Here is a 16859-nt window from a genome sequence, read left to right as displayed (position 1 = left end):
ACTGGACCGGCGTCCGATCACAAAACGACTACAGCGTTTCACCTGATGCTGGGAAAATGCTGAACGTTCGCTGAACGGCTTGGACAATGCGTGTTGAAGCCCTGCCCCGGCCAACCGGTGATGGGGCACGGATAAGCTGGAGGGGTGACTACCAACTTCGCTTCCCGCGTCCGTGGCTGCCTGCTGGGCGGTGCCCTCGGCGACCAATTGGGCTATGCCGTTGAGTTTTCCCGCTGGGACCAGATCCAGGAACGTTTCGGCCCGGAGGGGCTGCGGGATTTCTCCCAGCTGGATTCCCCGGGCCATATCTCGGACGACACGCAGCTCACCCTTTATACAGTAGACGCCCTGGTGGAGGCGCTGGAATGGGCCAACGGCGGCACTGCCGCCGACGAGACGGCACTCCTGTGGCTGGCCTATCTGCGCTGGTACGCCGGCCAGGAAGGCGCTTTTCCCGAGTCGGCCCCGGAGCCGGCCCCGCGCTGGATCGACGCCCAACCGGTTCTCAAGCAGCGCCGCGCCCCGGGCAAGGCATGTTTATCGGCGCTCGCCACGGGCGATATGGGGACGCTTGCCCGCCCGCTGAATCCCCGGTCCAAGGGCTGCGGATCCGTGATGCGCTCCGCCCCTTTCGGGCTGCTGCCGTTCGTCACGCCGGAGACGGTGTACACCTTTGCGGTCAACGGCTCGGCCCTGACCCATGGCCACCCGGCAGCCCACCACAGCGCCGCGGCCTTCGCCTCCCTCATCCGGCTGCTGGTCCACGAGAACGCCGAACTCTCCGACGCCGCAGCTGCCATACTCACCCGCGCCGAACAGGAAACATCTGCCCCCGAGCTCGCCGCCAGGCTCCAAGCGGCCATCGGCCTGGCGGAGCAAGGCGTGGTGGCGCCGGCGGAACTCACCGCAGCGCTGGGTGAGGGCTGGGTCGCCGAGGAGGCACTCGCCGTCGCGCTTTATGCGGTCCTGGTTACCGAAGGGAGTACGACGCCGGAAGAGCACTTCCGCAGCGCCCTCGCCATAGCCATTAATCACGACGGCGACAGCGACTCCACCGGGAGCATCACGGGGAACATCCTCGGGGCTTTCTACGGGGAGGCGGCGCTGACCCGGTCCTGGGTTGATGCGGCAGAAGCGCCGGAGGTGGTCCTCGACATGGCGGCCCGCTTCCTGGCCCAGACCGAGGCGCCGGCGTAAGCAGCCGGAGCGGCCGATACGCTGGTTTCATGAATCAGGACTGGATCCCCAACGCATTGCCGCCCTTGCACGGAAAAACGGTGGTCGTCACCGGCGGAAACGCGGGCCTGGGTTATTTCACCTCGGAGCAGCTGGCCGCAGCAGGCGTCAAGGTCGTCATCGCCGCGCGGAATCCGCAGAAAGCCAAAGCTGCCATCACCGCGATCAAGGCCCGCTGTCCGGAAGCAGCCGTGACCTACCAGCATCTGGACCTGGCGAGTCTGGCCTCGGTGCGGCACGCGGCCGCGCAGCTTTCGGAGCTGGAGCATATTGACAGTCTCGTAGCCAATGCCGGCGTCATCGGGTCTCCGCTGCGGCAGAACACTGCGGATGGCTTCGAGCTCCAGTTCGGCACGAACCACCTGGGCCATTTCGCGCTGGTCGCCGAATTGATGCCGGCGCTGGCCGCTCACGGCAGCCGGATTGTTCATGTGGGCAGCGTCAGCCACCGCTGGGTGAGGCCGGACTTCACCACGGCGGCACATCCCCGCAAGTACTCGAGCTACCACTCCTACGCCCTGTCCAAGCTGGCGGTCATGAGTTTCGGTTTTGAACTGGCGCACCGGCTGGAATTGCTGGGCTCCCCGGCCACCTCGGTGGTGGCCCATCCCGGCTACTCCCGCAGCATGTTCACTCCGCACCGGCCCGGCGTGGCTACCTATCGGCCCGCCCCGGGTATGCAGCGGCGGTTCAGCCGCCCCTTCGCCCAAGGCAAGGACGCCGGCGCCTGGCCGCTCGTGCGCGCCGCCGTGGACGACGAGGTCCGCAACGGGGACTACTGGGGGCCGGACGGGCTATTCCAGCTCAGGGGCCAGCCCGCGCTGGTGCGGCCGCAGGCCCATGCCTTGGAACGGAACGCCGCGTCAAGGCTGATCGATCTCTCCCAGGAGCTGACCGGGTTCCGGCTGGATCTTTAGCCCGGTCAGGAGCTAGTGGACGGCCATTCGCCGCCGAGCATCTGCAGGAACTCCCCCTCGGAGAGGACCTCGACCTGCTGGCCGCGCCCGTGAAGCGCCAGGACCTTCTGGGCCTTGGTGGTAATCCGGCCCCGCTTGAGGTCCGCCGCGACGAAGCCATCCCCCACGACCAGGACACTCGTCTTGCGCGTTACGGTGCTGGCCGGCTGGGCGCCGAGTGCGGCCGCCCGGATCTTGGCCTGCTGGCGTTCGATCCCGAGGTTGCCGGTGAACACAATGGTTTGGCCGAACAGCGGGTGCGTCTCGTCCGCCTCAGGATTGGCCGGCGGATTGGTGCCTTCCTGTGACCAATAGGTCCAGGCGGTACTCGGCGCCGCTCCCCCGGCTGTGCCGGCGAGTTCCTGGCGGTTGCGGGCGTTGACTGTTGGTTTGGAGAGGCCGTCGCGGCCCGGGACGTATTCCTGCAGCCGCGACGCCGGCAGCTGCATGGCGACCAGAAGTTCGGCAATGCTGGCCGCCGAGTTCCGGGCAGCAATGTCGACCATGATACCGGCGCACGCCCGGGCATCGGCGACCGCATCGTGATGGCTCAGCAGCGGAACGCCGGCGGCTTCGGCGACGAACGGCAAAGAATAGGACACCAGCGAGTAGCTGCGCCGCGAAAGAATGACGGTGCACGCGTAGTCATAGGCGGGCCCGGAGAGCTCCGAGACTTCCAGCGCCGACCGGATCACGCCCATATCGAACGCCGCATTGTGTGCCACCAGGACATCCGCACCAATAAAGCCGGCCATCTCGGGAAAGATCTCCCCGAACCGCGGACTGCCGGCGACCATATCAGCGGTGATGCCATGGATCTGGACGTTGCGGGGATCGAAGTGGTCGAAGCCCTCCGGCGGACGCATCAGCCAGGAGGCTTCTTCCACCACCTGCCCGTCACGGACCTTGGTCAGGCCAACAGAGCATGGAGAGCCCCTGAACCCGTTTGCTGTCTCAAAGTCTATGGCCGTGAACTCGATTCCCACGCCCTCAAGAGTACCGGCCCGCCAGGACAGTTCCTGCCATAAACACGACGCGGCTGCCGGCACCAAGGCCGGCAGCCGCCGTCGTTATTTTGGGTGTCGCTGGCAGCTCTGCTTCCTACGGCTCGGCCCGGCGCAGGGTGAGGTAGGAGCCCGCGGCGAGGACGGCGCAGAAGAGTGCAACCCAGCCCGAGACGCTCAGCGGCGTCTGCGCCACGAACCACGCGCCGACCGCGGGCCACCAGCCCTGCCATGTGGTCAACGCCACCAGGCCCAGCAGCGCCAAGGCAATCGCAATCCAGACGATCAGCATGCCCGTGGCCCGCCAGCGTTTGTAGACGGTGGCGAACCAGAAGCCGACCATGAACAGGGCCAGCATGGCGATGAAGTAAAACAGGATCTGGACTACGCCGTGGCTGCCGGCAATCCAGCCCAGGGCATAGAGCTGCCCGTTCTGGCCCCAGCCGTTGGTCGCTACCTCGACCAGACCGAGTATGTAGTACAGGACGCTGATGGCCAGGGCGACGACGGCGAACAAGCCGACGGTGCCCAGATAGAACGTCCTGCGGCTGACGCTCATAGCCTGCGAGAACGGGAAGGTGAGGGTCAGCGACTGGATCCCCAGGGCCAGGAAATACCACATGACAGCCTGCGCAGCCCCGGAGTACACGGTGGACTCGCTGTCCGGAATCAGCGCCCAGATGGCGTAAGTGACCAGGAAGGCTCCCGCCATGATGACCGCAGGGATGCCCAGGAAGGTCCACTTATTGATGAGCTGCATCCTGGCGACGTTAGCAATGCGGTTCATGGTGAGACCTCCAGTTCGGTAGCCGCCCCGTTCATAGACAGTTCGGCGCCAGCGCCCATGGTCCGGCGGACGATGAGTTGCTGCAGGGATACCGGCGCCACTTCCAGGCCGAGCTCCGCCGCTTCGGTCCGCTCGGCTACGCTCAGCCGGCCTTCAACGGTGACCGAAGCCAGCGAGGCCAAAGACTCCCGGTGCAGGATTTCACGGCCGGCGGTAAAGGCAGCGACCCTGGTGCCCGTGCCGACTACGGTGAACGCCGAGCCGCGGATGGCCTCGGCGTCGTCGTCGATCATGATCTTGCCTTTGTCGATCACGATCACGTGCTCAAGCAGGTTCGCCACCTCATCGATCAGGTGCGAGGAAAGAATGATGGTGCGCTGATGCTCCGAATAATCCTCGACAAGCCGGTCGTAGAAAATCTGCCGGGCCACAGCGTCCAGACCCAGGTACGGCTCATCGAAGAAGGTGAGCTCCGCGCGGGACGCCAGACCGATGATGACACCGACCGCGGATAGCTGGCCGCGCGAGAGCTTCTTGATCCGGCGCTTGAGCGGCAGCTGGAAGTCCTGGGCCAGCCGTTGCGCAAAGGCCTTGTCCCAGTTGCGGAAGAACAGCGCGGCCGAGGCGAAGGCCTGTTCGGCGGTGAAATCATCCGGGTACTTCTGCGACTCGCGGATGAAGCAGATCCGGCTCAGGACCCTGTCGTTTTCGTAGGGATGCTCGCCGAAGATCCGGATTTCCCCGGAGGTCTGGAAGCCCTGGGCGGTCAGCACCGACATCAGTGTGGTCTTGCCGGCTCCGTTCCGGCCGAGCAGACCGTAGATCTTGCCGCCGTCGATCTTCATGCTGACGTCGTCGAGGGCCGTGGTGTCTTTGTAGCGCTTGGTGACATTGCGGATTTCGATGATGGTCGAGTCGCCTGGGGCCGTCACTGTGCCACACTCCTTTCACTGGTTTCCGTGTCTGTTTCGCTGCGGCTGAGCATTTGCGCCAGCTGATCCTTGCTGATTCCGAGCTTGCGTGCCTCCCGGGCCAGCGGCTGGACATATTGGCGGAAGAATTCTTCCCTTCGCCTGTCCAACAGCAGAGCCCGGGCGCCCGTGGCTACAAACATGCCTATTCCCCGCTTCTTGTAGAGGATGCCCTCGTCCACCAGCCGGTTGACGCCTTTGGCTGCCGTAGCCGGGTTGATTCGGTAGAAGGCCGCAAATTCGTTGGTGGAAGGAACCTGCGCCTCTTCTGCCAGCGCCCCATCGACAATGTCGTTCTCGATCAGCTCGGCAATCTGCATGAAGATCGGACGTGATTCATCGATCACCTGCCCACCTGCCCTTCCAACCTCCGTTTACCTCGGCGAGGTTAGGGGGTTCATTACTTATGTAACTAACCATACAACACCTCCTGCGCCGGAGGTCAAGAGATGCGGCTGGGGAAAACGGAGCAGAAGCTTAATGAAGTGTTAACACAGGAGCTCTTAGAAGCCGGCGGGCGCAGCGCTACCCTTGACACATGGCTACTCTCACCCCCGGGCCGCAGTGGTATTTGTTCGACTACGGCATGGTGATTTCCACCGCCCCGGAAGAAGCTGACTGGCAGGCGTTGGAAGAGGCGGCAGGCCTGAATCTGCGGCAGGTGGACAGCGCTTACTGGCTGCACCGGCTGCAGTACGACGAGGGGCGGCTCTCCTCGAGAGACTACTGGACACGGGTAGTCGGCTCGGCCGTCTCCGAGGGCAGAGCCATGGAACTGGATTCACTGGACGCCATCCAGTGGTCCCATCTGAATCTGGACACACTCGATGTCCTGGATCTGCTCAGTTCGCGCACCGCTCAGCTGGCAGTGCTGTCCAACATGCCGCTGGCCATGGCAGACGAATTTTCTTCCGCAGCATGGACCCGGTACTTTTCACAGTGCTTTTACAGCTCCAGGATCGGCAAGGTCAAACCCAATCCCGGCGCCTTCCAGCACGTGCTCTCAACGCTGAACGCGGATCCGGCCGCGATCGTCTTCATCGACGACAAGGCCGAAAACATTGCGGCTGCCAAGGCGCTCGGAATGACCACGGTCCATCATGTGCCGGGCACGGACCTGCTGCGCGAGCTCGGACTTTAGCCGCCGGGAGTCGGAGTCAGGAGGCTGAATTCCGGCTGTTGCGGATCTTCACGATCTTGGAAATGAGCCAGTAGGCCGCAAAGATGACCACTGCGGCAATGACGATCTTCTGGAAGATGTCCGCGTACTGCTCCACGAAGTGCCAGTTTTCGCCGAGGTAGAACCCGGCGAAAACAAAGATGGCGTTCCAGATCAGGCTGCCGGCCGTGGTCAGGAGCAGGAACTTCCACACTGGCATTCGTTCGATACCCGCCGGAATGGAAATCAGGGACCGGAAGATCGGGATCATCCGGCCAAAGAAGACCGCCTTGTAACCGTGCCGGTTGAACCAGGCTTCTACCTTTTCGACGTCCTCGACGTCGACCAGCGGGAGTTTGTCAGCAATGGCGTACATCCGCCGGCGGCCCAGCCAAGCGCCCAGCCCGTAGAGCAACCAGGCTCCGAGCACCGAACCGAGTGTCGTCCAGAGCAGTGCCTCGATGAGCGTGAAGTTTCCCCGACTGGCGGTGAAGCCTGCCAGCGGCAGGATAACTTCGCTTGGAAGAGGCGGAAAGAGGTTTTCCAACGCGATAGCCAGACCCGCGCCGGGAGCCCCGATGGTCTCCATCATGTTCACGGCCCACTGGGCCACGCCCGTAAGGTTCGCGGCGGAGTCAGTGGACTGGGCGGAAACGGCAGCGGGGAATTGAATGCTCATGATGCCTTCAAGTGTGCCTTACGCTCCACCGCTTCGCCGAACGGCACGTCTGCACCGTGACGAACCCCACCGCCTCAGCTCAGGGCCTTGACCAGGTGCGGCAGCAGTGCCCGAAAGGCCTGTCCGCGGTGGCTGATGGCGTTCTTTTCCTCCGGCGACAGCTCGGCACAGCTGCGGTCCATGCCCTCGGGCTGAAGGATCGGGTCATAGCCGAAGCCGCCGGCGCCGCGCGGCTCGGTCAGGAGCGTTCCCCGAAGCCTGCCCTCCACCACGGCATCCATGTCGGCCGAGACGACACTGGCCGCACAGACGAAGGATGCCGCACGGTGTTCCGGTCCGATGTCTTCGAGCTGGGCCAGCAACAGCTTCAGGTTGGCGGCGTCATCACCATGCGAACCCGACCAGCGGGCCGAAAAGATGCCCGGAGCCCCGCCGAGGACATCGACTTCGAGGCCGGAATCATCGGCGACGGCGACCAGCCCCGTCGCTGCCGCCACGACCCGCGCCTTGAGCAGGGAGTTCTCTGCGAAGGTGACACCGGTTTCCTTCACATCGGGCACGCCGGCGGTGGCTGCGTCGATGACCTGGGTGTCGACGTCGAGACCCGGAACTTGCCCCCGCAGCAGCTCGCGCAGTTCACGCAGCTTGCCGGGGTTCCTGGTGGCCAGGACCAGACGGGCCGCACCGCCGGGCTGGGTTGAGCCGCTCATGCACTTTCCCCGAGGGTCTCGCGCTGGATCTGTGCGAGCTCGACGGTGCCGGCGAGGGCCAGATCCAGCAGCGCGTTCAGTTCGTCCCGGTCAAACGGCGCGCCCTCGGCGGTGCCCTGGACTTCGACGAACTTTCCGGACCCTGTAACGACGACGTTCATGTCCGTTTCGGCGCGTACATCTTCGACGTAGGGCAGATCGAGCATGGGCACGCCGTCGATGATCCCCACGCTGACGGCTGCCACCGTATCGATCAGCGGCTGGGCGTTGCGGCCCACCAGCTTGTTTTCCTTCGCCCAGCGCAGTGCGTCGGCCAGCGCCACATACGCCCCGGTAATCGCCGCGGTACGGGTTCCGCCGTCGGCCTGCAGGACGTCGCAGTCCAGCACAATCGTGTTTTCGCCCAGGGCCTTGAGGTCAATGATGGAGCGCAGGGAACGGCCGATGAGCCGCGAAATCTCGTGGGTGCGGCCGCCGATCTTGCCCTTGACGGATTCGCGGTCGGAGCGGGTGTTCGTGGCCCGGGGCAGCATCGCGTATTCGGCGGTGACCCAGCCGCGGCCCTCGCCCTTGAGCCAGCGCGGCACCCCTTGCGTCAAGGATGCGGTGCACAGCACGCGGGTGTTGCCGAACTCGATCAGCGCCGAGCCTTCGGCCTGGTTGGACCAGCCCCGGGTAATGCTGATGGGCCGCAGCTGGTCCGGTGCGCGCCCATCGGCACGGACGATGGCGGCGGGCAGGGCGGAGCTCGAGTCAACTGAAGTCATGAATCCAGCTTATCCGCACGGCCACGGCTCAAACGACGTAGCTGACTCCGGCCACGGCTACGGCCAAACCGCCCGAGTAGGTCTCACGGGCTTCCTCGACCGTACGCACGGAGTCGTTCCACACCGGTAAATGGGTCAGCAGCAGCCGGCTGACATTGGCCTTGGTCGCCGCTGCACCGGCCCGCTTTCCCGTCAGGTGGATTCCTTCAATGGCGTCATCGCGGCCCTCATGGTAGGCCGCTTCGCAGAGAAACATATCCGAATCCTGAGCCGCTTCGACCAGGGCGTCACAGCTGTCCGTGTCGCCGGAATAGGTCAGGATCTTGGTGACCGGACCGTTGGGGCCCGGCTCGGTGGCCTCGACGCGCATGGCGTATGCCTCGTCCACGGGGTGGCGCACGGCGTACGGCGTGATGGTGAAGGGCCCCAGCTTGACGCTTTCCCTATCCGTCCAGTTGTGGAAATCGAATTCTTCGTGCATGCCCGGATCCAGTTCGAGACCGTAGGCGGTTGCCATCCGGTCCGCGGTGGCGGCCGGCCCCCACACCGGGATGCGGCCCTTTGACCAGCCGTCCGGATGCCAGCGGACGGCAACATGCAAGCCGCACAGATCCATGCAGTGGTCCGGGTGCAGGTGGCTCAGGAAGACCGCATCGATGTCTTCCAGGTCCATATAACGCTGGGCCGTTCCGAGCGCACCGTTGCCCAGGTCCAGCAGGATCCGCCAGGTCCTTTCGCCGTCGTGAGCCGACACCAGATAGCAGGACGCAGGTGACAGCGGCCCCGGGAACGAACCGGTGCAGCCGATAATGGTCAGGTTCATATCCCCGCGTCCTCACGTCCGGCACCGACGAAATGCGACAGCCTGGCCCCCTCGTTCCCGTCGTTCCCGGACTTCGCCGCGGCGATCATCTCGTCAGTAATCCGCGCCATGGCTCCGGTGGGATACTGCGCCGCCACGCGGTCCACGTGCTCCACGGTGCGGACCTCGGGCCCCAGGAAGCGTCTGGCCAGCACCTCGAACGCGGCCGCGTCGCCTGTGGCAATGAAGTGGTGCTGCGGCGGCAGGCCATCCTGACGCAGGAGGCCATGGCGCACCAGGGCACGGTAGACATCCTTCGCGGTTTCCTCTGCGCTGGAGACCAGGGTGACACTGTCCCCCATCACGTAGGAGATGACGCCGGTCAGCAGCGGATAGTGGGTGCAGCCGAGCACCAGGGTATCGATCTCCGCCGTCTTCAGCGGCGCAAGATACTCCTCAGCCGTGGACAAGAGCTGGTCCCCCGCCGTCACGCCAGCTTCCACGTATTCGACAAACCGCGGACAGGCAACCGAGGTGACATCCAGATGCGGCGCGGCGGCGAAGGTGTCTTCGTAGGCGCGGGAGCCGACGGTTGCGGAAGTACCGATGACGCCGATCCGGCCGCTGCGGGTCGAGGCAACGGCGCGGCGGACTGCCGGCTGGATAACTTCGATCACCGGAATTCCGTAGCGGGCGGTATAGCGTTCCCGCGCATCGCGCAGCACGGCCGCGGAGGCCGAGTTGCAGGCAATGACGAGTAGTTTGACGCCCGAATCCACCAGTTCATCCATGACGCCCAAGGCGTTGGCCCGCACTTCGGCGATCGGCAAGGGTCCATAGGGGCCGTTCGCGGTATCCCCGACGTACAGCACGGACTCCTGCGGCAGCTGGTCGATGACAGCACGCGCAACGGTCAGCCCACCGACACCCGAATCGAAAATGCCGATGGGGGCAGAGGGTTGGCTGTTCTTCAAAGTCGCACTCACGTCCGGGCTCATGATCTAACGAGGATAAGTCCTGGCCGTGCTATTGCAGAACTTCCGCGCAGCGGCTGTAAGCCATCTCACAGTCTGATGACGCGGCGGGAAGCACGCCGGCGGGCATCAACTGTTCGATTCGGGCCTGCCCAGCCCATCCAGCAACGCCTGCATCAAAGTCTCCTGCAGCCAGGTCATGAAGTTGTAGACCAGGGCCAGGTAGGTGTCCAGATCCTCGGCCTGGGACCAGTCGTCGATGCCGTGCAGGGCCTGGGCGTCTTCATCCGTTTCGATCTTGAGCCGGTCCGCCAGCACCAGCCGCACATCATTGACCGCGCGGGCGAAGAGCCGGGCCTGCTCGGCGGTCAGCTGGACATGGCTCTGCTCCAGCAGCAGCGAGCTGGCGCGCAGCGCCGCTACCTTGTCTTCCCGCAGGGAACGTTCGGTGAGCCGGCGGAACTCGAGCGCCTCGCCGTCGTCGTTCTTCACCGCATCCGGGAGCAGGCGGAGCAGGGCGCTATCCTCGGGCTTGACGGCCTTGCTGTCCAGCCCGACCATCGCCGCCAGCGGATCCTCGTCGGCGATCCCCTCGCGCTCGAGCATGCTGATGATGTCCTCGAACAGGCGGCGGACCAGATCCCGCTCCGCCGCTTCCAGCTCGCCGGTAATGCCCTTGCGCGTGTTCCTGAATGCCTTGGCCATACTTACGCCTGGTCCGCCTTCTGGTACGTGGCCCACAGGCCGAATGAATGCATTGCCACGGTGTCCCGCTCCGCCTTTTCCCGGGTGCCGCTGGCCACTGCCGATTTGCCCTGCTGGTGCACCTCGAGCATCAGTTTGTTGGCCTTGGCTTCCGAGTAGCCGAAGTAGCTTTGGAAAACGTAGCTGACATAGCTCATGAGGTTGACCGGATCATTCCAGACAATGACCACCCAGGGCACGTCCGTTGCGGAGAGCTCCTCGACTTCGGCGTCCCGGGCCGTTTCTGCTTCGGCGTCGACAATGGTGTTGACCACCACCGCGGGCAGGGCGAAATCAGGGTAAATGCTCGACATCATGGATTCCATTGTAGGCTTCAGGACTCCCCGCGCCGCTTTGGCCGTGCCGGGTACTCAGACGGCGAACACCGGATTAGAGTTTGTGGTGTGAGTACCGAATCCGGCTGGGTTCCTCCCAGCACGTCCTTGTATACCGACCACTACGAGCTGACCATGCTGCAGGCCGCCCTGCGCTCCGGAGCTGCCCACCGGCGCTCCGTCTTCGAAGCGTTCGCTCGCAGGCTGCCGGACGGCCGCCGCTACGGCGTGGTTGCCGGCACCGGCCGGATCCTTGAGGGCATCCAGAACTTCACCTTCCCCGCAGCCCAGCTCGATTTCCTGGCCCGTACCAAGGTGGTCGACTCTCCCACGCTCGACTGGCTGGCGGATTTCAAGTTCAGCGGGGACATTTACGGCTATGCCGAAGGCGAAGCCTACTTTCCGTACTCGCCCATCCTCATCGTCGAAGCTTCATTCGCCGAAGCATGTGTGCTCGAAACCTTCATCCTGTCCGCGTTGAACCATGACAGCGCCATCGCCTCGGCGGCCTCCCGGATGACCAGCGCGGCCGGCGCCCGGCCCTGCATCGAGATGGGTTCCCGGCGCACGCAGGAAGAATCCGCCGTGGCCGCGGCGCGCGCAGCGGTGATCGCGGGGTTCACCAGCACCTCCAACCTGGAGGCGGGCTTCCGCTACGGCATCAAGACCGTGGGCACCGCGGCCCATTCCTTCACCCTGCTCCACGACAGCGAGCGGGCCGCCTTCGAGGCCCAACTGGCTTCCCTCGGCAAGGGCACCACGCTGCTGGTGGATACGTACGACGTCGAAAATGCCGTCCGGACGGCCGTTGAACTGGCTGGTCCGGAACTCGGCGGCGTGCGGCTGGACTCGGGCGATCTGGTCACGCAGGCCCAATGGGTCCGCAAGCTGCTGGACGATCTAGGCAACCACAACACACACATCACCGTCACGTCGGACCTCGACGAATTCGCCATTGCGGCCCTGGCTTCTGCGCCGGTGGACTCCTATGGCGTAGGCACGGAACTAGTCACCGGTTCCGGGGCCCCGACAGCGAGCATGGTGTACAAGTTGGTCAGCCGCGAAGATGACAACGGAAACCCGGTGCCGGTGGCAAAGGCGGCCAAGAACAAGGTCTCCGTCGGCGGCCGCAAATACGCCCTGCGCCGGCTCAATGAACGCGGCACCGCCACCGCGGAAATCGTCGGCATCGGCCACCGGCCCAGGGATGACGGCAATGACCGCCCGCTGATCGAACAGTTCATGAAGAACGGCGAGCTGCTGCCGGGATGGACCGGTGCCGAAGGCGTCGAGCGTGCGGCCGAGCGGCACCACAAGTCAATGGCCGAACTGCCCGGCACCATCCGCCGCCTGCAGCGCGGCGAAGCGGTAATCCCCACTGAGTTCGAGGAGTTTGAGGAGGAATCATGACCCGTGCACTGGTGATTGTGGATGTGCAGAACGATTTCTGCGAAGGCGGCTCGCTGGGTGTCGACGGCGGCGCCCGGGTTGCCGCGGACCTGAGCGAGCATCTGGAGGTCCACGGCATCAACTACGACTTCGTCGTGGCGACCCAGGACTGGCATATCGATCCGGGGACCCATTTCTCCGAGACGCCGGACTTCGTGGACAGCTGGCCCCCGCACTGCGTGGCCGGCACCAAGGGCGCACAGCTGCACCCGGACCTGGACACCGACGAGATCGACGCCTACTTCCGTAAGGGCGCCTATGCGGCGGCCTACTCCGGCTTCGAAGGCCTGCTTGCCCCGGAGGACGAGGTGGCCACCGGCGACCTGGAGGACGACGGCGACGAGGACGATGCGGAGGTACTCAGCCTGGACGACTGGCTGCGCCAGAACGAGGTGGACGAAGTGGTAGTCACAGGCATCGCCACGGACTATTGTGTCCGCGCCACTGCCCTTGACGCCGTGCAGGCCGGCTACTCGACGTCCGTCCTGCTAGACCTGACGGCTGGTATCAACGAGGAGCGGGTGGCCGAGACCATCGCGGAGCTCGAAGACAACGGCATCGAGGTAGTGCAGGAACAGATACAGAACTGACCCCTGCCAACGGGGCCTGCTTGAGGCCTACTTGCGGCCGATAAACCAGTCCTGGAGCTTCTTCAGCCGCTTGTTGAGCTGTTCCTCATTGGCCTGGGCAACTGCCGGGCCGCCGCAGATCCGGCGCAGTTCGGAATGCACCATGCCGTGCGGCATGCCGGAGCGAGCGGACCAGGCTGATACGTTCTTGGCCAGCTGGCCGCGCAGTTCCGTCAGCTGCCGGTGGTCCACCACCTGCGGCTCGGGTTCCGGGGCGGCGCCGCTGCGCAGGCGTTTGCGGGACTGCTGCTCCTGCTGGCGCTGGCGCAGCAGCGTGCCCACCTGATCCGCATCCAGCAGGCCGGGAATGCCGAGGAAGTCCAGTTCGTCCTCGGACCCGATTTCGCCGCCGGTGCCGAATTCGCCGCCGTCGAAAAGCACCCGGTCGAACGACGCCTGGGATTCCAGCGCCTCGTACTTGCCCTTGGTCAGCGAGTCCGAAGCCTTGTCCTCCCGGTTGGCGGCCTCCATCAGGCCTTCTTCGGGAATGAAGCCCTCGTCGTTGTCCTTGTCTGGGCGGTCCAGCGCATGGTCGCGCTCCAGCTCCAACTGGTTGGCCAGGGCCATCAGGTTAGGCACGGAGGGCAGGAACACCGAGGCGGTCTCGCCGCGCGTCCGGGCACGCACGAAGCGTCCCACGGCCTGGGCGAAAAACAGCGGGGTCGCCGTGGAGGTGGCGTATACACCGACGGAGAGGCGCGGCACGTCGACGCCTTCGGACACCATGCGCACGGCCACCATCCACCGGCTGTCCGATGCTGAGAACTCTTCGATCTTCTCGGAGGCCCCCGCGTCGTCGGACAGAATCACCGTGGGCGATTCGCCGGTGATCCGGCTGAGCTGTCCGGCGTAGGCGCGGGCGTCCTCGTGGTCCGTGGCGATCACCAGTCCACCGGCATCCGGGACGGCACGGCGGACCTCGGTCAGACGCTTGTCGGCCGCCGCCAGCACCGAGGGAATCCACTGCCCCTGCGGATTCAGCGCGGTCCGCCAGGCCTGCGCGGTGATGTCCTTCGTGACTGCCGCCTCACCGAGGGAGGCGGCATACTCTTCGCCCGCGCTGGTGCGCCAGCGCATCTGCCCCGAATACGCCATGAAGATCACCGGGCGGACCACATGGTCGCGCAGCGCATTGCCGTAGCCGTAGGTGTAGTCGGACTTGGAGCGGCGGATGCCGTCCTTGTCCTCGGCGTATTCGACGAAAGGGATGGCCGCCGTATCCGAGCGGAAGGGTGTACCGGTCAGGGCCAGGCGGCGGGTAGCCGGCTCGAATGCCTCGCGGATGCCGTCGCCCCAGCTGAGCGCGTCGCCGCCGTGGTGGATTTCGTCCAGGATGACCAGCGTCTTGGCGACCTCCGTCTTGGCCCGGTGCAGCATCGGCTTCATGGCCACCTGCGCATAGGTTACGGCCACACCGATGAAGTCACGGCCGTGGGCGCCGTCGGAATTCTTGAAGTTCGGATCGATGGACAGTCCCACCCGCGCCGCGGCGTCGGCCCACTGGCGCTTCAGGTGGTCGGTCGGGGCGACGACGACGATGCGGTTGATCGTCCCGCGCTCGACAAGCTCTGTCGCGACCCGGAGCGCAAACGTGGTTTTACCGGCGCCGGGAGTAGCAACGGCCAGGAAGTCCTGCGGCGCCATCGAGAAGTACTTCTCCAGCGCTTCGGCCTGCCACTGGCGCAGCTTGGGCGCGGTACCCCAGGCAGCCCGTTCGGGGTAGGCGGGGGGTAGCGCCGGTCCGGAACCGAAGAGAGTGTCCTGGCTCATACTTTGCGAAACTCCTTGCGGTTTGCAGCTAATGGATCCTGTTCAGCACTGCGCCAGCCAGTGTACATGGCGGCCGCGGCGAAGACGGCCAGTGCGAGCCAGATCACCACGTACACGCCGGCGTCCGCAGGGTTGTCCGGGTTCCGCAGCAGCGCGAACAAACTCCCGGCTCCCGCGGTGCCGACCACGCCACCGAGCTGGTCCGCCAGCTGCAGCGACGCCGAGTTCCGGCCCCGCTCGGCCGGAGCGGACATCTTCAGAATCATGACCGACGTCGTGGACAACGCCATGCCCATGGAGAAACCGGCGATTCCCCACACGAGAATCAGCAGCCAGAACGGTGCCTCCGGGTTGGTCAGCAGCGACATCAGTCCCATGGCGGCGGCGAGCACGCCGGAACCGATGACCAGCAGCCAGTGCCGGTCTGTCCGCACGCGCGCCTGCACGAACGAGCCGATGCTCCAGCCCACCGCGCCCGAGGTGAGTGCCAGGCCTGCGGTCGCCGGCGAGATGCCGTGGGAAGCAACAAGCATCAGCGGGATGAAAGCCTCGGCGCCGAAAAACGCGAGGTTGATGAAGCCTCGGGTGGCGACGACACTGGGCAGCCCGCGCTTCAGGCGCAGCGTGCCGGCCGGCATGAGACCCGGCAGTGCCAGCAACGCCAGCACTGTACCTACGCCCGCCACGGCATAAAGTGCCGCGGCCGTTCCTGCCTCCGGCGTCTGGACTGCCTGGTACAGCGCCCATTGGGCCAGGAACACGCCGCCGGCCAGGACCAGTCCGCGGACTGCCTGCTGCTTGCCCAGGCGCCGGTCCATGGTTGGCTCTTCCGGCGCGCCGAGACGGCGCACCGAGGGCCAGATCACCAGCACCGCCAGCAGCACGATTGGTGCCACGCCGTAGAAGACCAGCCGCCAGGACAAGTACTGCGCCAGCAGTCCGGCCGCGTAGGGGCCGATCAGCGACGGCACCACCCAGGCCGCCGCGAGCCAGCCGAAAATGACCGGCTGCACTTGGTGGGGGTATGCCTGCCCGATGATCACGTAGACCGCCACGATCAGGAAACCGCCGCCGAGCCCGGCAATGGCCCGGCCGGCGGTGAAGAGCCAGAACGTATCCGCCACGCCTGAGAGCACCAAGCCCGCCACCATCAGCGCCAGTCCGATACGCAGCGAGGGCGTCGGGCCCCTGACGTCGCACCAGATGCCGGCGATAACGGTGGCCAGCAGCGAGGCGGTCAGGAACATGGAGAACGCCAGCCCGTAGCTGGACTGACCGTGCAGCTCCTGCGCGACCACCGGCATCGCCGTGGCGACGGCCATCGCTTCGAACGCGGCCAGCGTGATGATGGCCAGCAGCCCGATGGTCAGCGACCGATAGGCAGCCGACATCGCTCCCTCTGCGGCTGCGGCGGCGGCTGGTGGTTCGGTCATCTGGTAATCAGTACATACTTTCAGGCAGCGGGCAGCGGCCGCCGGATGGAACCTCCGACGGCCGCAGGTGAATGGAAGACAGGCTTACTTCTTGCCGGAATCGTCGTTTCCGGGACGCAGGCCTTCGTAGATTTCCTTGCACTCGGGGCAGACCGGGAACTTCTTGGGGTCGCGGCCCGGCGTCCAGACCTTGCCGCACAGGGCAATCACCGGCTCGCCGGAGAGCGCTGACTCCATGATCTTCTCTTTGCGCACATAGTGGGCAAAGCGCTCCCGGTCTCCGGGCTCGAGTTCCTCGCGCTGCTCTTCGCGCTCAATGGTCGCGGTGGAACCGCCCGGCCCCGAGGGATCGCGGTACGGGTCGTTTTCGAAGGGATCAGGAGGCAAAGTCATGTGTCCATCTTACCCGCCGCTTCCCCGCGCCCGGGGTAGGGACGACGGCGGAACCCAAGGC

Annotated in this window: 19 protein-coding genes; 5 read left to right on the top strand and 14 right to left on the bottom strand. The window is 65.3% G+C overall.

Features of this window, described 5'->3' with window-relative positions; translation table 11 throughout:
• The first annotated feature begins 144 nt into the window (after positions 1-144).
• Together AC5RWO_RS16620 and AC5RWO_RS16615 are read left to right on the top strand one after the other, a co-directional pair.
• Positions 145-1197: an ADP-ribosylglycohydrolase family protein gene (locus AC5RWO_RS16620; RefSeq protein ID WP_498732639.1), complete on the top strand. Its 1053-nt coding sequence runs from the start codon at positions 145-147 to the stop codon at positions 1195-1197.
• A 29-nt stretch (positions 1198-1226) separates the two neighbouring features.
• Complete coding sequence (locus AC5RWO_RS16615) at positions 1227-2153, top strand: oxidoreductase (RefSeq protein ID WP_498732638.1); 927 nt, start codon at positions 1227-1229, stop codon at positions 2151-2153.
• Positions 2154-2158: 5 nt separating this feature from the next.
• On the opposite strand, the gene AC5RWO_RS16610 is transcribed toward AC5RWO_RS16615, so the two are convergent.
• From AC5RWO_RS16610 to AC5RWO_RS16595, 4 genes are all read right to left on the bottom strand, one after another.
• Positions 2159-3178: a 3'-5' exonuclease gene (locus AC5RWO_RS16610; RefSeq protein WP_498732637.1), complete on the bottom strand. Its 1020-nt coding sequence runs from the start codon at positions 3176-3178 to the stop codon at positions 2159-2161.
• Positions 3179-3293: 115 nt separating this feature from the next.
• The gene (locus tag AC5RWO_RS16605; RefSeq protein ID WP_498732636.1) at positions 3294-3983 is read right to left on the bottom strand and encodes a hypothetical protein; all 690 of its coding nucleotides are present in this window, start codon (positions 3981-3983) and stop codon (positions 3294-3296) included.
• Positions 3980-4915 carry an ABC transporter ATP-binding protein gene (locus tag AC5RWO_RS16600; protein WP_498732635.1) on the bottom strand — a complete coding sequence of 312 codons (936 nt, stop codon included), beginning with the start codon at positions 4913-4915 and terminating at the stop codon, positions 3980-3982. The genes AC5RWO_RS16605 and AC5RWO_RS16600 overlap by 4 nt, the downstream gene beginning before the upstream one ends.
• Positions 4912-5301, bottom strand: coding sequence for a GntR family transcriptional regulator (locus AC5RWO_RS16595; protein WP_498732634.1), 390 nt, complete (start codon positions 5299-5301; stop codon positions 4912-4914). Before AC5RWO_RS16595 ends, AC5RWO_RS16600 begins: the two co-directional genes overlap by 4 nt.
• A 191-nt stretch (positions 5302-5492) precedes the next feature.
• Between AC5RWO_RS16595 and AC5RWO_RS16590 the strand changes: the two genes are divergently transcribed.
• Positions 5493-6095, top strand: coding sequence for an HAD family hydrolase (locus AC5RWO_RS16590; RefSeq protein ID WP_498732633.1), 603 nt, complete (start codon positions 5493-5495; stop codon positions 6093-6095).
• A gap of 16 nt (positions 6096-6111) precedes the next feature.
• Here the strand turns inward: AC5RWO_RS16590 and AC5RWO_RS16585 are convergent, their stop codons facing one another.
• The 7 genes from AC5RWO_RS16585 to clpS form a co-directional block, all read right to left on the bottom strand.
• Positions 6112-6792: a DedA family protein gene (locus tag AC5RWO_RS16585; RefSeq protein ID WP_498732632.1), complete on the bottom strand. Its 681-nt coding sequence runs from the start codon at positions 6790-6792 to the stop codon at positions 6112-6114.
• Positions 6793-6866: 74 nt separating this feature from the next.
• Entirely contained in the window at positions 6867-7502 is a 636-nt protein-coding gene (gene rdgB, locus AC5RWO_RS16580; protein ID WP_498732631.1) for an RdgB/HAM1 family non-canonical purine NTP pyrophosphatase, read from the bottom strand.
• Positions 7499-8269, bottom strand: a complete 771-nt coding sequence (gene rph, locus AC5RWO_RS16575; protein ID WP_074701717.1) for a ribonuclease PH — start codon at positions 8267-8269, stop codon at positions 7499-7501. Before rph ends, rdgB begins: the two co-directional genes overlap by 4 nt.
• Before the next feature lie 28 nt (positions 8270-8297).
• The gene (locus tag AC5RWO_RS16570; RefSeq protein ID WP_498732630.1) at positions 8298-9092 is read right to left on the bottom strand and encodes an MBL fold metallo-hydrolase; all 795 of its coding nucleotides are present in this window, start codon (positions 9090-9092) and stop codon (positions 8298-8300) included.
• Positions 9089-10057: a glutamate racemase gene (murI, locus tag AC5RWO_RS16565; protein ID WP_498732629.1), complete on the bottom strand. Its 969-nt coding sequence runs from the start codon at positions 10055-10057 to the stop codon at positions 9089-9091. The genes AC5RWO_RS16570 and murI overlap by 4 nt, the downstream gene beginning before the upstream one ends.
• A 117-nt stretch (positions 10058-10174) precedes the next feature.
• Complete coding sequence (locus AC5RWO_RS16560) at positions 10175-10750, bottom strand: DUF2017 domain-containing protein (RefSeq protein ID WP_498732628.1); 576 nt, start codon at positions 10748-10750, stop codon at positions 10175-10177.
• A 2-nt stretch (positions 10751-10752) separates the two neighbouring features.
• A complete protein-coding gene (gene clpS, locus AC5RWO_RS16555) occupies positions 10753-11103 on the bottom strand; it encodes an ATP-dependent Clp protease adapter ClpS (RefSeq protein ID WP_498732627.1) in 351 nt (116 codons plus the stop codon).
• A gap of 90 nt (positions 11104-11193) precedes the next feature.
• Here clpS and AC5RWO_RS16550 point away from each other — a divergent pair, with 90 nt between their 5' ends.
• Both AC5RWO_RS16550 and AC5RWO_RS16545 read left to right on the top strand, forming a co-directional pair.
• Positions 11194-12534 carry a nicotinate phosphoribosyltransferase gene (locus AC5RWO_RS16550; protein WP_498732626.1) on the top strand — a complete coding sequence of 447 codons (1341 nt, stop codon included), beginning with the start codon at positions 11194-11196 and terminating at the stop codon, positions 12532-12534.
• Positions 12531-13163 (top strand): isochorismatase family protein, encoded by a 633-nt coding sequence (locus AC5RWO_RS16545; protein ID WP_498732625.1) that lies wholly within the window; start codon positions 12531-12533, stop codon positions 13161-13163. Before AC5RWO_RS16550 ends, AC5RWO_RS16545 begins: the two co-directional genes overlap by 4 nt.
• Before the next feature lie 27 nt (positions 13164-13190).
• On the opposite strand, the gene AC5RWO_RS16540 is transcribed toward AC5RWO_RS16545, so the two are convergent.
• The 3 genes from AC5RWO_RS16540 to AC5RWO_RS16530 all read right to left on the bottom strand — a co-directional run bounded on the left by AC5RWO_RS16540 (position 13191) and on the right by AC5RWO_RS16530 (position 16798).
• Positions 13191-14972 carry a DEAD/DEAH box helicase gene (locus AC5RWO_RS16540; RefSeq protein WP_498732624.1) on the bottom strand — a complete coding sequence of 594 codons (1782 nt, stop codon included), beginning with the start codon at positions 14970-14972 and terminating at the stop codon, positions 13191-13193.
• A complete protein-coding gene (locus tag AC5RWO_RS16535; RefSeq protein ID WP_498732623.1) occupies positions 14969-16405 on the bottom strand; it encodes an MFS transporter in 1437 nt (478 codons plus the stop codon). Before AC5RWO_RS16535 ends, AC5RWO_RS16540 begins: the two co-directional genes overlap by 4 nt.
• A gap of 84 nt (positions 16406-16489) precedes the next feature.
• Positions 16490-16798: a DUF3039 domain-containing protein gene (locus AC5RWO_RS16530; RefSeq protein WP_074701707.1), complete on the bottom strand. Its 309-nt coding sequence runs from the start codon at positions 16796-16798 to the stop codon at positions 16490-16492.
• Positions 16799-16859 lie beyond the last annotated feature (61 nt).

Source organism: Arthrobacter sp. B055-34 (assembly GCF_059090425.1).
The sequence above is the reverse complement of the archived record's forward strand: the minus strand, read 5'-3'. Positions and strand labels throughout refer to the sequence as shown.

What these genes read in the sequence shown, in the direction of transcription:
- clpS (WP_498732627.1), bottom strand. Translation starts at nt 11,103, where the DNA reads ATGTCGAGCATTTACCCTGATTTCGCCCTGCCCGCGGTGGTGGTCAAC.
- rph (WP_074701717.1), bottom strand. Translation starts at nt 8,269, where the DNA reads ATGACTTCAGTTGACTCGAGCTCCGCCCTGCCCGCCGCCATCGTCCGT.
- AC5RWO_RS16585 (WP_498732632.1), bottom strand. Translation starts at nt 6,792, where the DNA reads ATGAGCATTCAATTCCCCGCTGCCGTTTCCGCCCAGTCCACTGACTCC.
- rdgB (WP_498732631.1), bottom strand. Translation starts at nt 7,502, where the DNA reads ATGAGCGGCTCAACCCAGCCCGGCGGTGCGGCCCGTCTGGTCCTGGCC.
- AC5RWO_RS16560 (WP_498732628.1), bottom strand. Translation starts at nt 10,750, where the DNA reads ATGGCCAAGGCATTCAGGAACACGCGCAAGGGCATTACCGGCGAGCTG.
- AC5RWO_RS16535 (WP_498732623.1), bottom strand. Translation starts at nt 16,405, where the DNA reads ATGACCGAACCACCAGCCGCCGCCGCAGCCGCAGAGGGAGCGATGTCG.
- AC5RWO_RS16530 (WP_074701707.1), bottom strand. Translation starts at nt 16,798, where the DNA reads ATGACTTTGCCTCCTGATCCCTTCGAAAACGACCCGTACCGCGATCCC.
- AC5RWO_RS16605 (WP_498732636.1), bottom strand. Translation starts at nt 3,983, where the DNA reads ATGAACCGCATTGCTAACGTCGCCAGGATGCAGCTCATCAATAAGTGG.
- AC5RWO_RS16540 (WP_498732624.1), bottom strand. Translation starts at nt 14,972, where the DNA reads ATGAGCCAGGACACTCTCTTCGGTTCCGGACCGGCGCTACCCCCCGCC.
- AC5RWO_RS16615 (WP_498732638.1), top strand. Translation starts at nt 1,227, where the DNA reads ATGAATCAGGACTGGATCCCCAACGCATTGCCGCCCTTGCACGGAAAA.
- AC5RWO_RS16590 (WP_498732633.1), top strand. Translation starts at nt 5,493, where the DNA reads ATGGCTACTCTCACCCCCGGGCCGCAGTGGTATTTGTTCGACTACGGC.
- AC5RWO_RS16570 (WP_498732630.1), bottom strand. Translation starts at nt 9,092, where the DNA reads ATGAACCTGACCATTATCGGCTGCACCGGTTCGTTCCCGGGGCCGCTG.
- AC5RWO_RS16545 (WP_498732625.1), top strand. Translation starts at nt 12,531, where the DNA reads ATGACCCGTGCACTGGTGATTGTGGATGTGCAGAACGATTTCTGCGAA.